Origin of the sequence: Weissella confusa (genome assembly GCF_004766315.1) — a bacterium.
Taxonomy (GTDB): Bacteria; Bacillota; Bacilli; order Lactobacillales; family Lactobacillaceae; genus Weissella; species Weissella confusa_A.
Window position 1 is genome coordinate 13,861 of record NZ_PVSN01000056.1, and the last position, 16,334, is coordinate 30,194.

Annotated in this window: 14 protein-coding genes and 1 pseudogene; all 15 read right to left on the minus strand. The window is 45.6% G+C overall.

Annotated elements, in window-relative coordinates:
• Window positions 1–2: 2 nt before the first annotated feature.
• The 15 genes and pseudogenes from C6P11_RS08120 to pta all read right to left on the minus strand — a co-directional run bounded on the left by C6P11_RS08120 (window position 3) and on the right by pta (window position 16,253).
• Window positions 3–1,280, minus strand: coding sequence for a dihydroorotase (locus tag C6P11_RS08120; protein ID WP_135520201.1), 1,278 nt, complete (start codon window positions 1,278–1,280; stop codon window positions 3–5).
• A gap of 1 nt (window position 1,281) precedes the next feature.
• Window positions 1,282–2,183 (minus strand): annotated as a pseudogene (locus C6P11_RS08125) (aspartate carbamoyltransferase catalytic subunit).
• Window positions 2,184–2,606: 423 nt separating this feature from the next.
• Window positions 2,607–2,909, minus strand: a complete 303-nt coding sequence (locus C6P11_RS08130; protein ID WP_135520203.1) for a hypothetical protein — start codon at window positions 2,907–2,909, stop codon at window positions 2,607–2,609.
• A gap of 126 nt (window positions 2,910–3,035) precedes the next feature.
• On the minus strand, window positions 3,036–4,898 hold the full coding sequence (locus tag C6P11_RS08135) for a helix-turn-helix domain-containing protein (RefSeq protein ID WP_135520205.1): 1,863 nt from the start codon (window positions 4,896–4,898) through the stop codon (window positions 3,036–3,038).
• Window positions 4,899–5,188: 290 nt separating this feature from the next.
• The gene (locus C6P11_RS08140) at window positions 5,189–7,012 is read right to left on the minus strand and encodes a hypothetical protein (RefSeq protein WP_135520208.1); all 1,824 of its coding nucleotides are present in this window, start codon (window positions 7,010–7,012) and stop codon (window positions 5,189–5,191) included.
• A gap of 89 nt (window positions 7,013–7,101) precedes the next feature.
• On the minus strand, window positions 7,102–7,416 hold the full coding sequence (locus tag C6P11_RS08145; RefSeq protein ID WP_135520210.1) for a hypothetical protein: 315 nt from the start codon (window positions 7,414–7,416) through the stop codon (window positions 7,102–7,104).
• Window positions 7,417–7,418: 2 nt separating this feature from the next.
• Window positions 7,419–8,777 carry a phosphoglucosamine mutase gene (gene glmM, locus C6P11_RS08150; RefSeq protein ID WP_135520212.1) on the minus strand — a complete coding sequence of 453 codons (1,359 nt, stop codon included), beginning with the start codon at window positions 8,775–8,777 and terminating at the stop codon, window positions 7,419–7,421.
• 3 nt (window positions 8,778–8,780) lie between these two features.
• Complete coding sequence (locus tag C6P11_RS08155; protein ID WP_135520215.1) at window positions 8,781–9,761, minus strand: CdaR family protein; 981 nt, start codon at window positions 9,759–9,761, stop codon at window positions 8,781–8,783.
• A 1-nt stretch (window position 9,762) separates the two neighbouring features.
• Entirely contained in the window at window positions 9,763–10,596 is an 834-nt protein-coding gene (gene cdaA, locus C6P11_RS08160) for a diadenylate cyclase CdaA (protein WP_003608049.1), read from the minus strand.
• A 9-nt stretch (window positions 10,597–10,605) separates the two neighbouring features.
• Window positions 10,606–12,648: a Na+/H+ antiporter gene (locus C6P11_RS08165; RefSeq protein WP_135520217.1), complete on the minus strand. Its 2,043-nt coding sequence runs from the start codon at window positions 12,646–12,648 to the stop codon at window positions 10,606–10,608.
• 26 nt (window positions 12,649–12,674) lie between these two features.
• Window positions 12,675–13,568, minus strand: coding sequence for a UDP-N-acetylmuramate dehydrogenase (murB, locus tag C6P11_RS08170; protein WP_135520220.1), 894 nt, complete (start codon window positions 13,566–13,568; stop codon window positions 12,675–12,677).
• A 13-nt stretch (window positions 13,569–13,581) separates the two neighbouring features.
• The gene (locus tag C6P11_RS08175) at window positions 13,582–14,115 is read right to left on the minus strand and encodes a 3'-5' exonuclease (protein ID WP_135520222.1); all 534 of its coding nucleotides are present in this window, start codon (window positions 14,113–14,115) and stop codon (window positions 13,582–13,584) included.
• Between the two features lie 19 nt (window positions 14,116–14,134).
• The gene (locus C6P11_RS08180; protein WP_135520224.1) at window positions 14,135–14,647 is read right to left on the minus strand and encodes a GNAT family N-acetyltransferase; all 513 of its coding nucleotides are present in this window, start codon (window positions 14,645–14,647) and stop codon (window positions 14,135–14,137) included.
• Window positions 14,647–15,120, minus strand: coding sequence for a tRNA (adenosine(37)-N6)-threonylcarbamoyltransferase complex ATPase subunit type 1 TsaE (tsaE, locus tag C6P11_RS08185; protein ID WP_135520226.1), 474 nt, complete (start codon window positions 15,118–15,120; stop codon window positions 14,647–14,649). The genes C6P11_RS08180 and tsaE overlap by 1 nt, the downstream gene beginning before the upstream one ends.
• A gap of 155 nt (window positions 15,121–15,275) precedes the next feature.
• Window positions 15,276–16,253, minus strand: coding sequence for a phosphate acetyltransferase (pta, locus tag C6P11_RS08190; RefSeq protein ID WP_135520228.1), 978 nt, complete (start codon window positions 16,251–16,253; stop codon window positions 15,276–15,278).
• Between the last annotated feature and the right edge of the window lie 81 nt (window positions 16,254–16,334).

Below are 16,334 nucleotides of genomic sequence, written 5' to 3' on the forward strand. Positions count from 1 at the left end.
CCTTATGCTTCATAGACAACGTCGCCGGCAACTACCGTCAACACTGTTTGTCCGTAAATTGTTTTCCCGATAAATGGTGTATTCACACCCTTTGATACAAATTCATCTGCCGTAATTGTGTGGGCCGTCTCTAAATCAAACAGCGCCAAGTCCGCGATTTCGCCGACAGCTAGTGTCGTTGGCGCTGGCAAATTGAACACCTTGGCCGGTTGCGACACCATCCAGTTTAGTAGCTGTTCCAAGCTCGCAATTCCTGGCTTAACCAAGTGCGTGTATAGCAATTGGAAACTCGTTTCAATGCCAGTAATACCAAACGCAGCCTCAACAAATGAACGTTCCTTTTCTTCGACGCTGTGTGGCGCATGGTCAGTCGCAACCATATCAATCGTGCCGTCTAGCAATCCTGCGATTACAGCAGCGCGATCTTCTGGCGCACGTAGCGGTGGGTTCATCTTAAACAAGGCGTTGTCACCATTAATATCGTTTTCATCCAACAACAAGTGGTGTGGTGAAACTTCCGCTGTCACCTTCACGCCCATTTGCTTTCCCATACGTACCAAGGCAACTGATTCCTTCGTTGACAAGTGAGCGACGTGGTAATGCACCCCAGCAGCCTTGGCTAATACCAAGTCACGCGCTAGTTGTGATGATTCAGCCAATGGGTCAATCCCGGGTAGACCAAGTTCTTCAGAACGCTTGCCAAGGTTCATCACCCCACCGTTCATCAAAGATTCATCTTCCAAGTGCGCCACCAATGGACGGTTAACAGATGCAGCCGCCTTCATTGCCGTTAGCATTGTGGCTGCGGTTTGAACGCCCTTACCATCATTCGTGAAGGCAACCGCACCGGCATCGGCCAACGCTTGAATGTCGCTCACATCATCTGAGGTCAAGCCTTCCGAAATCGCAGCATATTGTTCAATGTGCACAACACCATCACTCGCATTCTTAGCTTGGACTTGTTGGAACGCCGAAACCGTTGCTGGTACTGGATTCAAGTTTGGCATTGCTGCTACTGTCGTAAATCCGCCACGCGCTGAGGCCTTTGACCCAGTTGCAATTGTTTCCTTATATTCAAACCCTGGCTCACGGAAGTGCACGTGAATGTCAACCAAACCTGGCGTTAGCAAAGTGCCCTTTGCATCAATCACGCGGTCAGCTTGTGCATCCAAAACCACGTCAATCGCTGCAATCTTACCATCCACAACCAATACGTCTTGGTTAATCAATTCATCATCATGTGACACAACTTGTGCATTCTTAATTAGCAAACTTGCCATGTTATTTCTCCTCAGTTAAAGCGTTCAAAATCGCCATGCGGGCATAGACACCGTTTGTCATTTGTTGGAAGATACGTGACTTACTTGCCTCAACCAATTGATCCGCAATTTCTACCCCGCGGTTAACTGGTGCTGGGTGCATCACGATTGCTGAATCCTTCAATGTGTTATAGCGTTCTTCTGTCAAACCGTATTCAAAGTGGTACGTAATTGGTGAAAAGTCTGCATTCTCAACGGTTGCAATGCGTTCGTGTTGCACACGTAGCAACATCACGACATCCAAGTCGGCTAAATCATCATCAAACGTCGTATACGTGCCGAACTGGTCAAAATCTGCTGGGTACCAGTCTTCCGGACCAGCAAATGAAACCGTTGCGCCTAGTCGTTGCAAAATTTCAGCATTCGAACGAGCCACGCGTGAGTGTGATAAGTCACCAACAATGCGGACCTTCAATCCTTCGAACTTACCAAACTCTTCATAGATAGTGACCAAATCCAACAGGCTTTGTGATGGGTGTTGGCCGTTACCGTCACCAGCGTTAACAAGCTGTGGCATGTAAGGTGTTGCTTCCTTAATCAGTGGCGCATACCAGTCATTGATCTTGTGGCGCAGCACCACAACGCTTACCCCGATGGCTCCCAGCGTCTTAAGCGTATCGCTCAAGCTCTCACCTTTTTGAGTTGAGCTGGTCTGTGGGTCAATCATGACCTGGTGCCAACCTAGGTTCGTTTCGGCAACTTGGAAGCTCGAATGTGTGCGCGTTGAATTTTCAAAAAAAGATTGGCGACCAATCGATTTGACTGTTCAACACCCTTTGATCCGTTCTTATAAGCCAACGCATCTGCAATCAAAGTCATAATCGTCTCGGTTGGTAAATCGTTCAAGTTAACAAAATGCCGCATGTGCCACTCCTTTTCTGCAATAAAAAAGCCTCGTGAATCCAGTGATTCACGAGGCTGTGCTTCTGATTAGTCTGGTGGTAGTCCTTCCCCATGCGAGTGTTGAATTTCCCCTGTACCCCTAATCAACGCAACCCTTTGTAGCCTCACGGGACTAAAAATTTAAAAGGTTATTTGTTGTTGAAAATACTATAGCACGGGCATTTCATGACGTAAATATGTGGCAGTAGCACTTAGCGGTTTTACCGCTTAGTGCTACAAGGGGTAAAGGTGTACGCGGCAAAGCCGTGGACTCCGCCCGCCACTATTTTGACACTCCTCGTTTAGCGGGCCAAAAGAAGCCCCCAGCCACTCCGGCCGACAGGACGGACACAAACCACCCACCAACGAAAAAACACCACAACCCGAAGATTGCAGTGCTTGTGATTAGCTAATTTGTGCTTCTTGTTCACGGGCCATAAAGACGTCGTCATTGACGCGGATCATGTGTCCACGCAATTGGAACTCTTCAACACCCTTTGAGATAAACTTGGTCAATTGCATCTTACCAACGTGGAGGTACGCAGCTAGTTCAGCTTGCGTGCGGAAACGGTGTTCACCGTCGACTTCATAACGCCACTCGTTGGCTGCTTTTTGCCATTGTTCATGTGCCCATGCCACTACTTCAGGGTGATCCAAATCACCACCGTACTCGGCCGCGCGCTTCATCATCTCAGGAATCCAATTCATGTCTCCACCTCTCACTTTCTATCTCTTCTTTTTTTCATTTGCCCCTTGGCTATGAACTAAGATTAAGACATAAGTGCGGGTATCTACCTAAAAGTGCCAGAATTGACACAAATATCGCAACTTTTTTTATTCGTCAAGCGAATCGTTTTGCATTTGTTCAATTCCGTTAATCAAATTGAAGTGATGACGAAGCGTATCGGCAATGAAATTCCGTTCGTTTTTAAAGAGTTGATTCCCCGTTAGGTGCTGATAGTCACAGACGAAATCCTCGAAAGCAGCTAAACCGACTTCGGGATAGTCGAAGAACATTTGATAAACCCGGTAATCATCTAGGCGCCAGCGCCAGGTTGCAAACGTGAAAATACGTGGGTCACGTTGGACCTCGCCTTCCGCGATTTTTAGAATGCGGTCAAAGGCTTCGCGATTGTCTTCAAGCAAATACTTCAACAATACAAACTCAGTGTTATTTAAAATCGAACTAATTGGTGCACGGAATACCTGGCGATTATGCATATACTCATCCGCAATCCCGAGTCGTTTGATGATGAGGTCGATATCATCCAAATCAACAAACGAATACGTCACCAGGCGATGTTCTGCTTCATGCCATTCGTCCAAATGTAGTAAGTAATCCGTAATGGTTTTGGCCAAGTCAATTTGGATAATGCTCGTTGGATCAAAATCGGACAGTTGCTGATTCACATAGACCTGGAACTCCAACGCCGTTTCATAATCGGCATGATTACCCGTGCGACCATACTCAGCGAGTGCCTGTTCAGCTACGGTTTGATAGTCGTACGGATTAACATCAAAGGCTGCAAAACGATTTTTAGCCTTGGGGTTTGGGTTCACCTGGAAAAACACTGTTAAATCCGCTGGCAACAATCTCAAGTACTTCATCATATCGAACAAGTCTTCCAAACGAATCGCCACTTCTTGGTGAATAATCCGGTACAACTTGGAACGCGTGACCCCATACTGCGTTAATTCACTACTATTGATATGTTTGCCCTTAATCAAATAACGCAGGGCGACCCCAAAACTATCTGGCATTTCCGCCTTGGGTAAGTCATCATACGTCGTTGAAAACATACTTGGTGCGTCGTGTTTCATGTGGTGTCGCTTCATCGTGAGCGCTTGCCAGAGTCCAGGGAATGACATCGTGTCATATGTCATTCGTACTTCCTGACTACCTCGCTTAACAGCCACTGCAATCCATTCCGCGAATTGGCGCTCAGCTGCCGGACTATTTTCAATGTAATACGACTTCAGCATCTTGGCGAATTGACGGACCATAAACAACTCAACGTTCGATGGTCGCGCTGGCTGGTTAATAATGGCATCCAACACAAACAGCATCGTCGGTAACGATTTCAGCGTTGGGCGCATCAAATGTACGAGCGCATAATAATGAATACGCAAAATCGTTAAGTAGATTGGTATTGGCATGTAGCCTGCGAATATCCCGATACTCTTAGTGAAGATTTCATACATTCGATAGAAACGCTTTGGGGTCAACTTATCCGCGATAATTGAAAACAGTTGAATTTCAAAGAACGTAAACAACTGATAATCTTTCAGTTCTTCATAGATAGCTGTCACAAACGGTTTGCAGTCTACGCCCTGCTTATGCGCAATCAGATATTGAAACGCCTGATTATATTGGAAATAAGCCACCAATTGCGTACGCTGGTATTTTTCCCACAAAGCTTTTTGGTAAACCTCTAATTCAGTTAACGTCAAATCACGGGCACGCAGTAAATTCAATGTAAACGGCGCCTGCACAACATCAGTATCCACAACTAGTTCGGCAAATGAAATCGTCAGCACATCCATTAAAATCTGCAGATCACTGATTGCCAAATCACGTTCGCCGCGAACAAAAGCAAAATATTTACTTTTCGAAATCCCGTTATCCACAATTGTTTGGACAGAAACGTTCTTGTTTTTACGAATTTCATTAATCCGTTCGGCAATCATCTGCGTCATGGTGGCTTCTCCTTTCATCATTTCCTTCATGATACCCACAAACTATGAAAAAAGCGGGCGATTTTGTCTCATTTTTGATACTTTCCGTTAAATGGGACTTACAGCTAGCTATACTAATAACATCAAGAGAAAAGAGATGAGGATTTTCATGAAGAATTTGATGCCAAACTGGATGTTGACACAAATGCCCGCCACTACGCGCGCAACATACGAAGCACACGTTGAGACGACTAAGAAAGCCTTGAAGAAGTAGCAAAAACGACCCGCACAATTTTGTGCGGGTCGTTTTTTTAGGCTAGACCATATATGTCATTGATGTCGTTAAGCAACACTTGGTATCGTGATGTGATGAATGCCTTGCCTGTTAACATCTGGTAATCCGTAAAGAAACGTTCTAGTTGGCGCATTGCCTCAACCGGATCATCGAAAAATGTCGCGCACAAATTATTCACTGCCATTCGTGTGCGCCAATTTGCCCACTGCATAATTTTACTGTCGCCAGCAGCGGCCCGGTTCATAACGGTCAAAATCTTCTCAAAACGTGTTTGATCTCGCTTGAGTAGCGCCTGAATCAAGACCGGCTCCAAGTCGTGGAGCACCACATTAAGCGGCGTCCGGAAGATGTCGCGATTTTCCACGTGACGACTTAAAAATAGTGCCCGGTAAATAACATCTTCAATATCCTCGCAATCCAGCATTGCCCAACGCGCAACACGGTGATCGGCTTCCTGCCAAACTTGTAGACTATCCAGATAGCCTTGTACGTCGCGCGCCAACTGGGCAGCATTATCGGATAGTAACCATTTATCCACTAGATGTTGCCCTGCTAGGCCTCGATAGGTAAAACTATTCAACAAGTGACGCGGATTTTCAGTACGTTCATACGCATCTTCTTCCGTTTGAATCATCGTTTTAAAATCATCGGCCGTGCAAGCGGCGAACGAGTCATTCCAGTCCACGCCAGGTGTCCGAACGGTTAGCTTGGCATATACCGTGATATCAGTCGGCTCAACTCGTAGAATATGCATCATCTTAAGCATTTCCGTCAACGTCATTAATTCCGGTTGGTCAACAATCGTATCCAATCGTTGCTTGGAAATACCGAAACTCAGCAATTCATCTTTAGAAATGCCCTTCACCTTGCAAATATCCGCCACACTATCACGAATATTTTCATTCAACGAGACAAACGTTTGATCTTCATACGGCTTGGTAAACAAACTCTTGCCATCATTTTTCAAGTGACGACGCTTAGACGTGACCACTTGCCAAATGCCAGCTAAATCAAATGTCATTTCACCAAATGACATTAACGCAACTTGTCGGCGTTGTGCCGCTTCAATGAATATCCGGAACTCATTTTCCGCATGAACCGGATTGCCAAAGAAATATTCTTCTAAGAGTTCAGCATAATGAGCCAGCATGCGTAATTCCAAGTTACCCGCGTTATTCGGTTGCTTGGAAATGGCATGCAAAACAAAACGCATTGTTTCAACCGAATTCACTGAGTCATGAATCAACAACACCAAGGCACGATAATGAACGCGCAGCACAAGCTCACCGACCCGTTGTGGAATGTAACTCGTGAATTCTGGAACGCTACGGATAAAAATTTCATACAGCGGGTAGAATTCAGACGCCCGCAACACTGGTGCGAGTTGTGAGAATACCTGCATTTCAAAATGAGTAAACATATGATAGCGCGACAGCTCAGCCAAAATAGCATCTAGTGGCTCACGATATGATTCCTGCACACGTCGCTTATACAAAATATCGAACGTCAAAGCAATCAAATGAAAGCCCTTATAACCAGTATTACGATACTCTTGTTCTGTCTTATCACGCTTTTGTGACAGTTCTTCAGCCGACATCGTTTGCGCGCCATCTAGCTGTACACCATGGGTGTCATCCCATTCATCCGTATCCATCCACAGCTCGGCAAATGACATCGTCAACAAATCAAGCATCGTTGTGATTTCCCCAAGCGTAATGTTGTCATTACTATGCACAAACTGGCGATAGCGATCAGCCGAAATACCATTTAGGGCAACAGTTTCAAGCGAAACGTGCTTGGCATTTCGAGCCGTATTTAATTTTTCAACAATTGTAGCCAAGTTACACCCCTCCCCAAGGTTTAAGTTCTTTAAGGATATGGTAACTATACAAAAAAAGCAACAATCGCACTGGATTGTTGCTTAGATGGTTAACTAACCTGATTTTCAGTGAGGATTTTCTGAATGACCTCATCCATTTCTGGTGTTTTCGTCCATTCAGTGTATTCCTTGATGGCTACCATCTCTGGAATTTCAAAATTCTCATTTACATACTTTTCATACTTTTCAACGTTTCCTGAGTGCGGAATATTAATCTTAAGAATGCGGACACTCTTAATCATCCCCTGCTCAGCCGCGTACTCAGCTTGACCATTATGCAATAGATTTCCAATTTCTTTGTAGGTCGAGCCATCATTACGCGTAATTTCTTCAATGATATCAAGCGTTTGATACTCTGCAGCCATTATTAGTCTACCCCAACTTCTTTACGTACAACCGCAACGATACGGTCAACGTACTCACCAACAAGTTCTTCAGTTTGTGCTTCGGCCATGACACGCAACAAGTCTTGCGTACCTGAAGGACGAACTAGAACACGACCATTGTCGCCCATCTCAGCTTCGACTTCAGCAATCACTTGCTTGATAGCTTCGTTTGCCAACGCAGCCTTCTTGTCTTGTACCTTCACGTTAACCAACTTTTGTGGGAATACCGTCATCTCAGCCGCAAGCTCTGACAACTTCTTACCCGTTGACTTCATGACGTGCAACAATTGCAACGCCGTCAACATACCGTCTCCAGTCGTTGACCAGTCCAAGAAGACCACGTGACCAGATTGCTCACCACCAAGGTTGTAACCTGACTTCAACATCTCTTCAACAACGTAACGATCACCAACCGCCGTCTTAACAGATGAAATGTTGTGCTCAGCCATCGCCTTGTACATCCCAATGTTTGACATAACGGTCGTCACAATTGTGTCTTGCTTCAAACGACCGTGCTCTGACAAGTACTTACCCGTGATAAACATCACCTTGTCACCGTCAACGATGTCACCGTTTTCGTCAACGGCAATCAAACGGTCACCGTCACCGTCAAAGGCCAACCCAACTTGGGCACCATTTTCAACCGTGAACTTAGCAATTGCTTCTGGGTGTGTTGAACCAACGCCCTTGTTGATGTTCAACCCATCTGGTGATGTTGCCATCGTAACGAAATCGGCACCCATATCAGCAAACAAGTTTGCGACAAGACCTGATGTTGCACCATTGGCAGCATCAATGGCAATATTCATGCCATCCAAGTTATCAGGAATCGTTGTTTGCAAGTACTCAAGGTACTTGGCAGCGCCTTCTGGGAAGTCTGAAACAGTTCCCAAACCTTCAGCAGCTGGACGAGGCAACGTATCCTCTGGTGCATCCAACAACGCTTCAATTTCAGCTTCCAATTCGTCTGACAACTTGAAACCATCAGCACCAAAGAACTTGATACCGTTATCTTCAGCAGGGTTGTGTGACGCTGTGATTTGTGCACCAGCATCAGCCTTTTGTGCACGAACCAAGTAAGCAACACCTGGCGTTGAAATAACGTTCAAACGCAAGATTTCAATTCCAACAGAAAGCAAACCAGCAATCAATGCATGTTCAAGCATTTGACCAGACATACGTGTATCACGTCCTACCAACACACGTGGGCGACGTCCTTCAGCGTGACGCGTCAATACCGCACCACCCATTCGTCCTAGTCGAAAAGCCAACTCAGGCGTTAGCTCCTTGTTCGCGATACCGCGAACCCCATCTGTTCCAAAGTAATGTAATTCAACCATGTCTTAATTTTGCTCCTTCGGCGTAATTGTAATCGTTACTGTCGTTGGATCAACGCTGTCTGTACCTTCTGGCGTGTTAACAGTAATCGTCTGTGATGACGCACTTGTAACGCCAGACAAATCAACAGTAACTGGAATTTCCTTTAATTTGTTTAATACATCAATCTTACCACGAACCGTGATTTCATTCACAGAGCCTGTAAGATCGAAATTATCGGCATTGCCGTTCTTTGTTTTAATTGCAATCGGCACTTGCTTCGTGCCTGTTCCAGCAGAAACTGGAATCTTCACCGTCGTCACTTGTGGTGAAATCGCCACGTCAACCACGTGACCATTCACATCAAGCGCTTGCAGATTAACTTCCTGTGAAATAGATTTCTTCGTATCACGTTGCAAATTAACCGCAGCGACAACGCTTGCAACTGAATCAATTGCACTTTGACGTCCCATCAATTGCACGTTATTCACTGAAGATGTCACCGTACCAACTGTGTAACCATCAGCAATCGCATCCTTATTGTAGTCCGTGTGGACCGTGTAATAAGCAGACGTACGCTTGTATATAGTAATCGTTAGTTTCTGCTTCGCTAGCTTATAAGTCAAATCGCGATTCAACCCTGAAACTTTCAAAGCAACTGTGTGCTCACCATCAGTCAACTTCTTCAAATCAGCATAGACTTGGAAGTTCTTAGTGTTCTTAGCGGCCGTTACTAACGCTGATGAACCCGTTAGCGTCACATCAACCGTATCCGGCACCCCGTTAATGTAATAGTCATCTGTATCAATCCCCGTCAATTGCACAGGTACTGCGACAGTTTCCGTTTTAGAGGATACCATCCCTTTGAGCAACCCCGTGGTAGACTCGCTCGTCGCAGTCTTCGTACGCGTTGTCCCATTAGATTGGCCGTCCGCGTAGGCCGACATTAAGATGGCAACAAGCAAAGTCGCAACAACATAGACAATTTTGTCATATCCTTTTTTCATGTTACTTCTCACCTCGCTTACCAAATGGCATCACGCGTGACCACCATGTCTGCTTGACATCCCCATCAGCTGGCACCAACTGACGTGTTAAGTACTTGCGATAGTCTTCGCGAGATAGTGATTGCATCAATTCCGCATTACGCGTGATTGAGACATCCCCTGTTTCTTCCGACACAACAATCGTTAGGGCATCCGTTACTTCCGAAATACCCACTGACGCACGGTGACGAGTTCCCAATTCCTTGGGAATCGTTGGATTATCAGACAAAGGCAAGTAAGCCGCAGCTGCTGCCAGTCGTGCGTCCTTAATGATAACCGCGCCATCGTGCAACGGCGTATTCGGGATAAACGTATTAATCAATAATTGACTTGAAACTTCAGCATCAATTTTAATACCCGTTTCAATGTATTCTTCCAAACCGGTTTCCATTTCAATTGAAATCAAGGCCCCGATATGACGCTTTGACATATATTGAATGGCATCATCCAGTTCATTAATCAAACGCGTTTCTTGTTGGTAAGCTTGCTTTTGCTTGAACAAAGCTGAGCGTCCCAAGTGTTCCAAACCACGACGAATTTCTGGCTGGAACACAACCACCAATGCAATAACTCCCCAATTAATGATTTGATCAGTCAACCAGGAAATGGTCGTCAAACCAACATACCAACTGATTAGCTTAACCGCGATAACGATACCAACACCACGTAGCAACGTGACGGCTTTCGTTCCGCGAATCAACATCATTAAGCGGTACAACAGCCACCAAACGATGACAATATCGATAATACGGACGACGCTAATAGTTTTTATGAGTGATTCAAAATCAATGTTCATAACGTCCCCCTATTCTTCTTCATCAGTCAACATACCAGCTTCAGCAAAGTTAATCATCTGACGAATATTCAACCCCGTCTCCGCTGAGATAAAGTGTGCGTCGTACAAATGTTGCGTCGCTTCACGTTGGGCATTCAAACCGGCAACTTCTAGGTCCATGCGAACCAAGGCTTCTTGTTGCGGACCACCATGGTCATGCTTGTCGTGCTCAAGGCGTGAACGGTACGTAATAATCAAATTGTAAGCTGCCGTTTGATCAGTCTTTGAAGCTTGACCAGCTTCACTCTCAAGATAATCCGAAATCGCAGCAATCGCTTCCTTAGCCGCCTCATGACGGGCGACCTTGTACTCGGCAATCAAGCGATCAGATGAATCATCACTCAACCAAACACGAATTGAACGTCGTGTCATGATAACAAACCGCTTCAACTGACGCCACGTGCGCTTGCGCTTATCGTGCGTCACCAAGTCGTCCAAGTCAGCTTCCATACGATCAATACGACGGTTTTCACTCGCAAAGACCAGTGGCGTAATACGCTCTTCAACTAATAGCTTTCGTAGCGCACTACGCTCAGCATCCAACGCAATTTCACGTAGGTTGATTTCAGCCTTCAAAATTGGGCTCAACTTATCCGCCTTCATAAAGCGCATCTGCAACTGACGAATTTGCATTTGGTAACGCAAAATAATTTCGTAGGCAATCGCTTGATTTGATTCACGACGACGTGTCTCAATTTCACGAACCGCTGACTGCAACACATAAACACGCGCACGTGCTTCAGACATGTGTTGGGCAACGACCGGATGCGCTTCTGTGTCACCAGGTGGCACCTGTGTCTTTGGCTTTTCAGCCAACAGTGGCAAGAAGACAACCGCAGCCAACAACGAAATGATAATCGCAATCGCAGCAATAAATAGCATCAGTGAACGTTGTGGGAATGGTAACCCTGAGTCTGTCATCAATGGCACAGACAACACACCGGCCATTGTCACGGCACCACGGACACCTGATAATCCTGACAACAACGCCACACGCCAAGAAGCGGTTTCGTTCTTGTGGTTCTTCAAGCGAACCCATTGGTTAATGTATGTCCAAATCACACGCATACCGAAGATGACCAGCCACGTAATGACAGCATATAGCAACGCCATTGGTAGTGAAACTGAATTTCCGAGGTTCGTCGCCAATGGCAATTCAATTCCCAAGATAACGAAAATATAGCCATTCAAAAGATAACCAAACACGTTCCAGGTATTGATACCAACCACGTGCAACTCACCAGAATAATCTGCGTCATTCTGCGTGTGCAAATTCTGGACAATAGCAGCCACCACGACTGCGATAACACCAGATGTGTGTAATTCTTCCGCCAAAAGGTAAACCAAGAATGGTGTGAACAGTTGTAACACCACGCGGAAGACAACATCAGTATTACCGTGAGCTGATAACCAGTCGCCCAAGGTGTTCAATGCAAATCCCAATACTAATCCAACAACCGTTCCCATCAAAGAGATGTATAGGAAGTTAGATGTTGCGGCAAAAAGTGAGAACGTTCCCGCTGAGGCAGCTGCGACAGCAAACTTGAATCCCACCAAACCACTGGCATCGTTAATCAAACTTTCACCAGCAACCAAGTGCATGATTGATGGTGGTAATTTAGCCTGCTTGGCAATCGCTGCCACGGCCACCGGATCAGTCGGCGACAAGATAGCCGCGATGGCCAAAGCGACCGGTAATGGTAGCTCCGGTACCAAAGCATAAATAATAAATCCGCCTAAGATTGTCGTAATAAATACCAATAAAATGGCTCCGCGAAGCTCCCAAAGTTCTTTCTTTGGAAAGCGCCAAGCATCGGAATACAAAAGCGGTGCAATAAACAGCAACAAGAACCATTCTGTCTCTAACTCAACGTGTAGATTAAAAAACAAAGCGGCCAGCAGACCCAAAGCGATTTGGATCAAGCTGACCGGCACACGTTTGAGGAAGTGAGACAAAATATTACTAATGACCACCAATGACGTTAATGCCACTATGGTTTGTAATAACTCCATAAATCCTCCCCTAATTCAATTACAAATTACAATCCCAAAATGCGCACTTCAGTTTCCAAATCAACGCCAAACTTTTCCTTGACGACTGATTGCACGTGCTTAATCACGTTGATGTAATCTGAACCGGTTGCATCCCCACGATTTACAATGAAGCCTGCGTGCTTTGTTGACACTTGTGCGCCCCCAATTTGGAAGCCTTGCAAGCCAGCATCCATAATCAATGTGCCAGCAAAGTAACCTTCTGGACGCTTGAACACAGAACCGCAAGATGGGAACTCCAAAGGTTGCTTACTTGCACGCTTTTGGTTGAAATCTTCCATCTTGGCTTCAATTTCAGCACCATCTCCTGGTTCCAACTTAAATGTTGCGGCCAAGATGACATCGCCGGTTTCTTGTACCAAACTGTGGCGGTAGGCAAATGCCAATTCTTCGTTTGTGTACGTCTTAATTTCACCAGTTGGCGTCATAACGTCAGCTGATTCAAGCCATTCATCAACCTGACCACCGTAAGCGCCTGCGTTCATGTAAACGGCACCACCAACGGAACCGGGGATACCTGCAGCCCACTCGATACCTGACAAATCATGTTCACGAGCTACTTGGGTCACATCAATAATGGCAGCTCCAGCATGGGCTTTAATGCGCGTACCAGATACTGCGATGTCAGTCATCTTAGTCAAGAAAATAACTAAGCCCACTAGACCAGCATCCGTAATAATCAAGTTAGACGCATTTCCAAGGACTGTCACCGGCATTTCATTGTCGTTGGCGTACAACAAGACATCACGTAACTCTTCGTCATCATGTGGCCAGAATGCCCATTCGGCATTTCCACCAACTCGTGTGTTTGTGTATGCTGACAAATCAACGTTTTGTTGAATTTCTAGCCCTGGAAAGGCTGTCTTTAGTTGTGTTGTCATCACTCTTTCTCCGCTAAATAACTTTTACTAATTGTTTCAATGGATCAACCCCGAATTGCTCAGCTTGTGTCACCAAGATGCGTGCTGCTGCAACCGTATCATCCAAAGCGTTGTGGTGGTGTTCCAAATCAATGTTCAACGCAGCTGCAACTGTGTTCAGCTTGTGATTTGGTAGTTGGGGATACAACTTGTGTGAGGTACGGACAGTGTCCAACGACAAATAATGTGGCGCTGAAATACCATAGTGTCCTAACGTCTCACGCAATACCCCATTATCAAATGGCGCATTGTGCGCAATCACTAATTGATTTGGTGTATAAAATTGCTTGATGTGATCCCATACTGCTGGAAACTTCGGTGCATCAGCAACATCCGCTTCCGTAATACCGTGAATTTTGGTATTGCGGGCATCGAAATATGATTCCGGCTTAATTAACGTATAAAATTCATCAACGAGTACATTGTCGCGCACCACCACAAGTGCCATTGAAACGGCACTATGACGCTGTGCACTCGCTGTTTCAAAGTCCATTGCGACAAAATTCATGTTATCTATTCCTCAATTGTTAGTTTCTAATGTCGAGCATCATATCAAAGGCTGCTACCGGCTTGCCTGCACCGTCAAGGACGATTGCATCAGAACCAGCTACGCGCTCAAAGCCAAACTTCTCATAAATATGAATAGCCGGCGCGTTATGTGCTTGCACCGTCAAACGGATGATATCGACTGAGCTATAATCAGTTGCCCAATCCAACATTTCCGCAATCAAGGCTTGGGCCAAGCCAAAGCCTTGATAAGCTTCAAGTACTGCCACACCTACTTCCACTTCGCGTGGTTGATTTGGTAACGCAGCCGCTGAAATAATGCCAAACAAGTCACCTTCGTCACTAGCTGCCAACAAAATAATGTTGTTGGTCGTTGATTGTAAGTAGCTGATATTATCGGCCTCGGTTACATCATCAACTTTGCCCAAATCCTGAGCCACCATGAAGGTCGTTGATTCTGATTGCAACTGATGCAACAACGCCAACATTGGCTTAGCATCTTGACCTTCAGCTGGTCTAATCATGACATCCATTACGCTTCTCCTTCGAAAGCTGCTAATAGTGCCTGGCTACGAGGGCCTTTTGCACTACCCGTAATTGTGCGTTGGTTACCTGTCGTGTCTGATGCGACACGATCCAAGTCAATCGTTAACACATCAGTTGGCAATTCAGATTGGATAAACTCTGACCATTCAATCAAAGCAACACCCTCACCGCCAAAATATTCAGCTAGGCCTAATTCTTCAGCCCCACCTTCTTCACCCAAACGATAAACGTCCAAGTGGTATAGTGGGAAATTTTCTGTTTGATATTCACGTACCAATGTAAATGTCGGACTCTTCAAAGGACGCTTAATACCAAGCGCCCTGGCAAATCCTTGGGTAAAGGTTGTTTTTCCGGCACCAAGGTCACCGTTCAATAAGATCGTGTCCCCTGGTTGGACATTGGCCGCTAGTTTAGCAGCCAATGCTTGTGTTTCTTCTACTGTATTCACTGCTAATCTCATAGCTATAAGTATACCATTTTTGACAGACAGATTACAGACGAAAAAGGAAGCCGTTTCCCATTAGCGGGACTACGTTTTTAGGCGTTTCTCTCGCCAATTTGGGAACAAAAAAACTCACGGACCAATCGATCCATGAGTTCATTTTCAATCTTTAATTAGGCCATTGCTTGGGCTGCCGTGATGATGGCTACCTTGTAGACATCTTCTTCGTTAGCACCACGTGACAAGTCTGAGATTGGCTTTGCCAAACCTTGCAAAACAGGTCCGATAGCTTCGAAACCACCCAAACGTTGTGCAATCTTGTAACCGATGTTACCTGATTGCAAGTCAGGGAATACGAAGACGTTAGCGTGACCAGCAACCTCTGATTCTGGCGCCTTAACGGCAGCAACTGACTCTACAAAGGCAGCGTCGAATTGCAATTCACCATCAATAGCCAACTCAGGAGCAGCCGTCTTAGCCAACAACGTTGCTTCAGCAACCTTATCAACTTGTGGCGCCTTAGCTGAACCCTTCGTTGAGAAGCTCAACATTGCAACCTTAGGATCGATTCCAAATACCTTAGCCGTGTTAGCTGATTGGATAGCAATTTCAGCCATCGTTTGTGCATCGATGTCGATGTTGATAGCAGCATCGGCAAAGATGTAACGCTCATCATCGCGTTGCATCACGAATGCACCTGAGATACGTGATGAACCTGGTGCCGTCTTGATGATTTGCAAAGCAGGACGTACAGTGTCACCAGTTGGGTGAGTTGCACCTGAAACCATACCGTCAGCAACACCAAGGTATACCAACATCGTTCCGAAGTAGTTTACGTCTTCCAACCACTTTGAAGCAGTAGCTGCGTCTGTCTTACCGTTACGACGCTCAACCAATGCATCAACCATCTTCTCACGGGCGTCAGCTGGATACTCAGCTGGGTCCACGATTTGAACACCTGACAAGTCGAAGTTGTTTGCTGCTGCAGTTGCTTCGATTTCAGCCTTGTTACCCAACAAAATTGGCTTTACCAATTCTTCGGCAGCCAAACGAATAGCTGCGCCTTGGATACGTACGTCTTCCCCTTCAGGGAATACCAAAGTCTTACCTTGACCCTTAATTTGTGATGACAATTGTTCAAAGAGTTCCATGATGGAAAACCTCCACATTTAAAATCGTTATTTATATTACAAAACCTATTATTACAAATAATCAGCCCATTTACTAGTGAA

Bases quoted from the DNA above. Each gene is read 5' to 3' on its own strand.
- tsaE (WP_135520226.1), bottom strand. From the start codon at position 15,120: ATGAGATTAGCAGTGAATACAGTAGAAGAAACACAAGCATTGGCTGCT.
- C6P11_RS08135 (WP_135520205.1), bottom strand. From the start codon at position 4,898: ATGACGCAGATGATTGCCGAACGGATTAATGAAATTCGTAAAAACAAG.
- C6P11_RS08165 (WP_135520217.1), bottom strand. From the start codon at position 12,648: ATGGAGTTATTACAAACCATAGTGGCATTAACGTCATTGGTGGTCATT.
- murB (WP_135520220.1), bottom strand. From the start codon at position 13,568: ATGACAACACAACTAAAGACAGCCTTTCCAGGGCTAGAAATTCAACAA.
- pta (WP_135520228.1), bottom strand. From the start codon at position 16,253: ATGGAACTCTTTGAACAATTGTCATCACAAATTAAGGGTCAAGGTAAG.
- C6P11_RS08130 (WP_135520203.1), bottom strand. From the start codon at position 2,909: ATGAATTGGATTCCTGAGATGATGAAGCGCGCGGCCGAGTACGGTGGT.
- C6P11_RS08155 (WP_135520215.1), bottom strand. From the start codon at position 9,761: ATGAAAAAAGGATATGACAAAATTGTCTATGTTGTTGCGACTTTGCTT.
- glmM (WP_135520212.1), bottom strand. From the start codon at position 8,777: ATGGTTGAATTACATTACTTTGGAACAGATGGGGTTCGCGGTATCGCG.
- cdaA (WP_003608049.1), bottom strand. From the start codon at position 10,596: ATGAACATTGATTTTGAATCACTCATAAAAACTATTAGCGTCGTCCGT.
- C6P11_RS08175 (WP_135520222.1), bottom strand. From the start codon at position 14,115: ATGAATTTTGTCGCAATGGACTTTGAAACAGCGAGTGCACAGCGTCAT.
- C6P11_RS08180 (WP_135520224.1), bottom strand. From the start codon at position 14,647: ATGGATGTCATGATTAGACCAGCTGAAGGTCAAGATGCTAAGCCAATG.
- C6P11_RS08120 (WP_135520201.1), bottom strand. From the start codon at position 1,280: ATGGCAAGTTTGCTAATTAAGAATGCACAAGTTGTGTCACATGATGAT.
- C6P11_RS08145 (WP_135520210.1), bottom strand. From the start codon at position 7,416: ATGGCTGCAGAGTATCAAACGCTTGATATCATTGAAGAAATTACGCGT.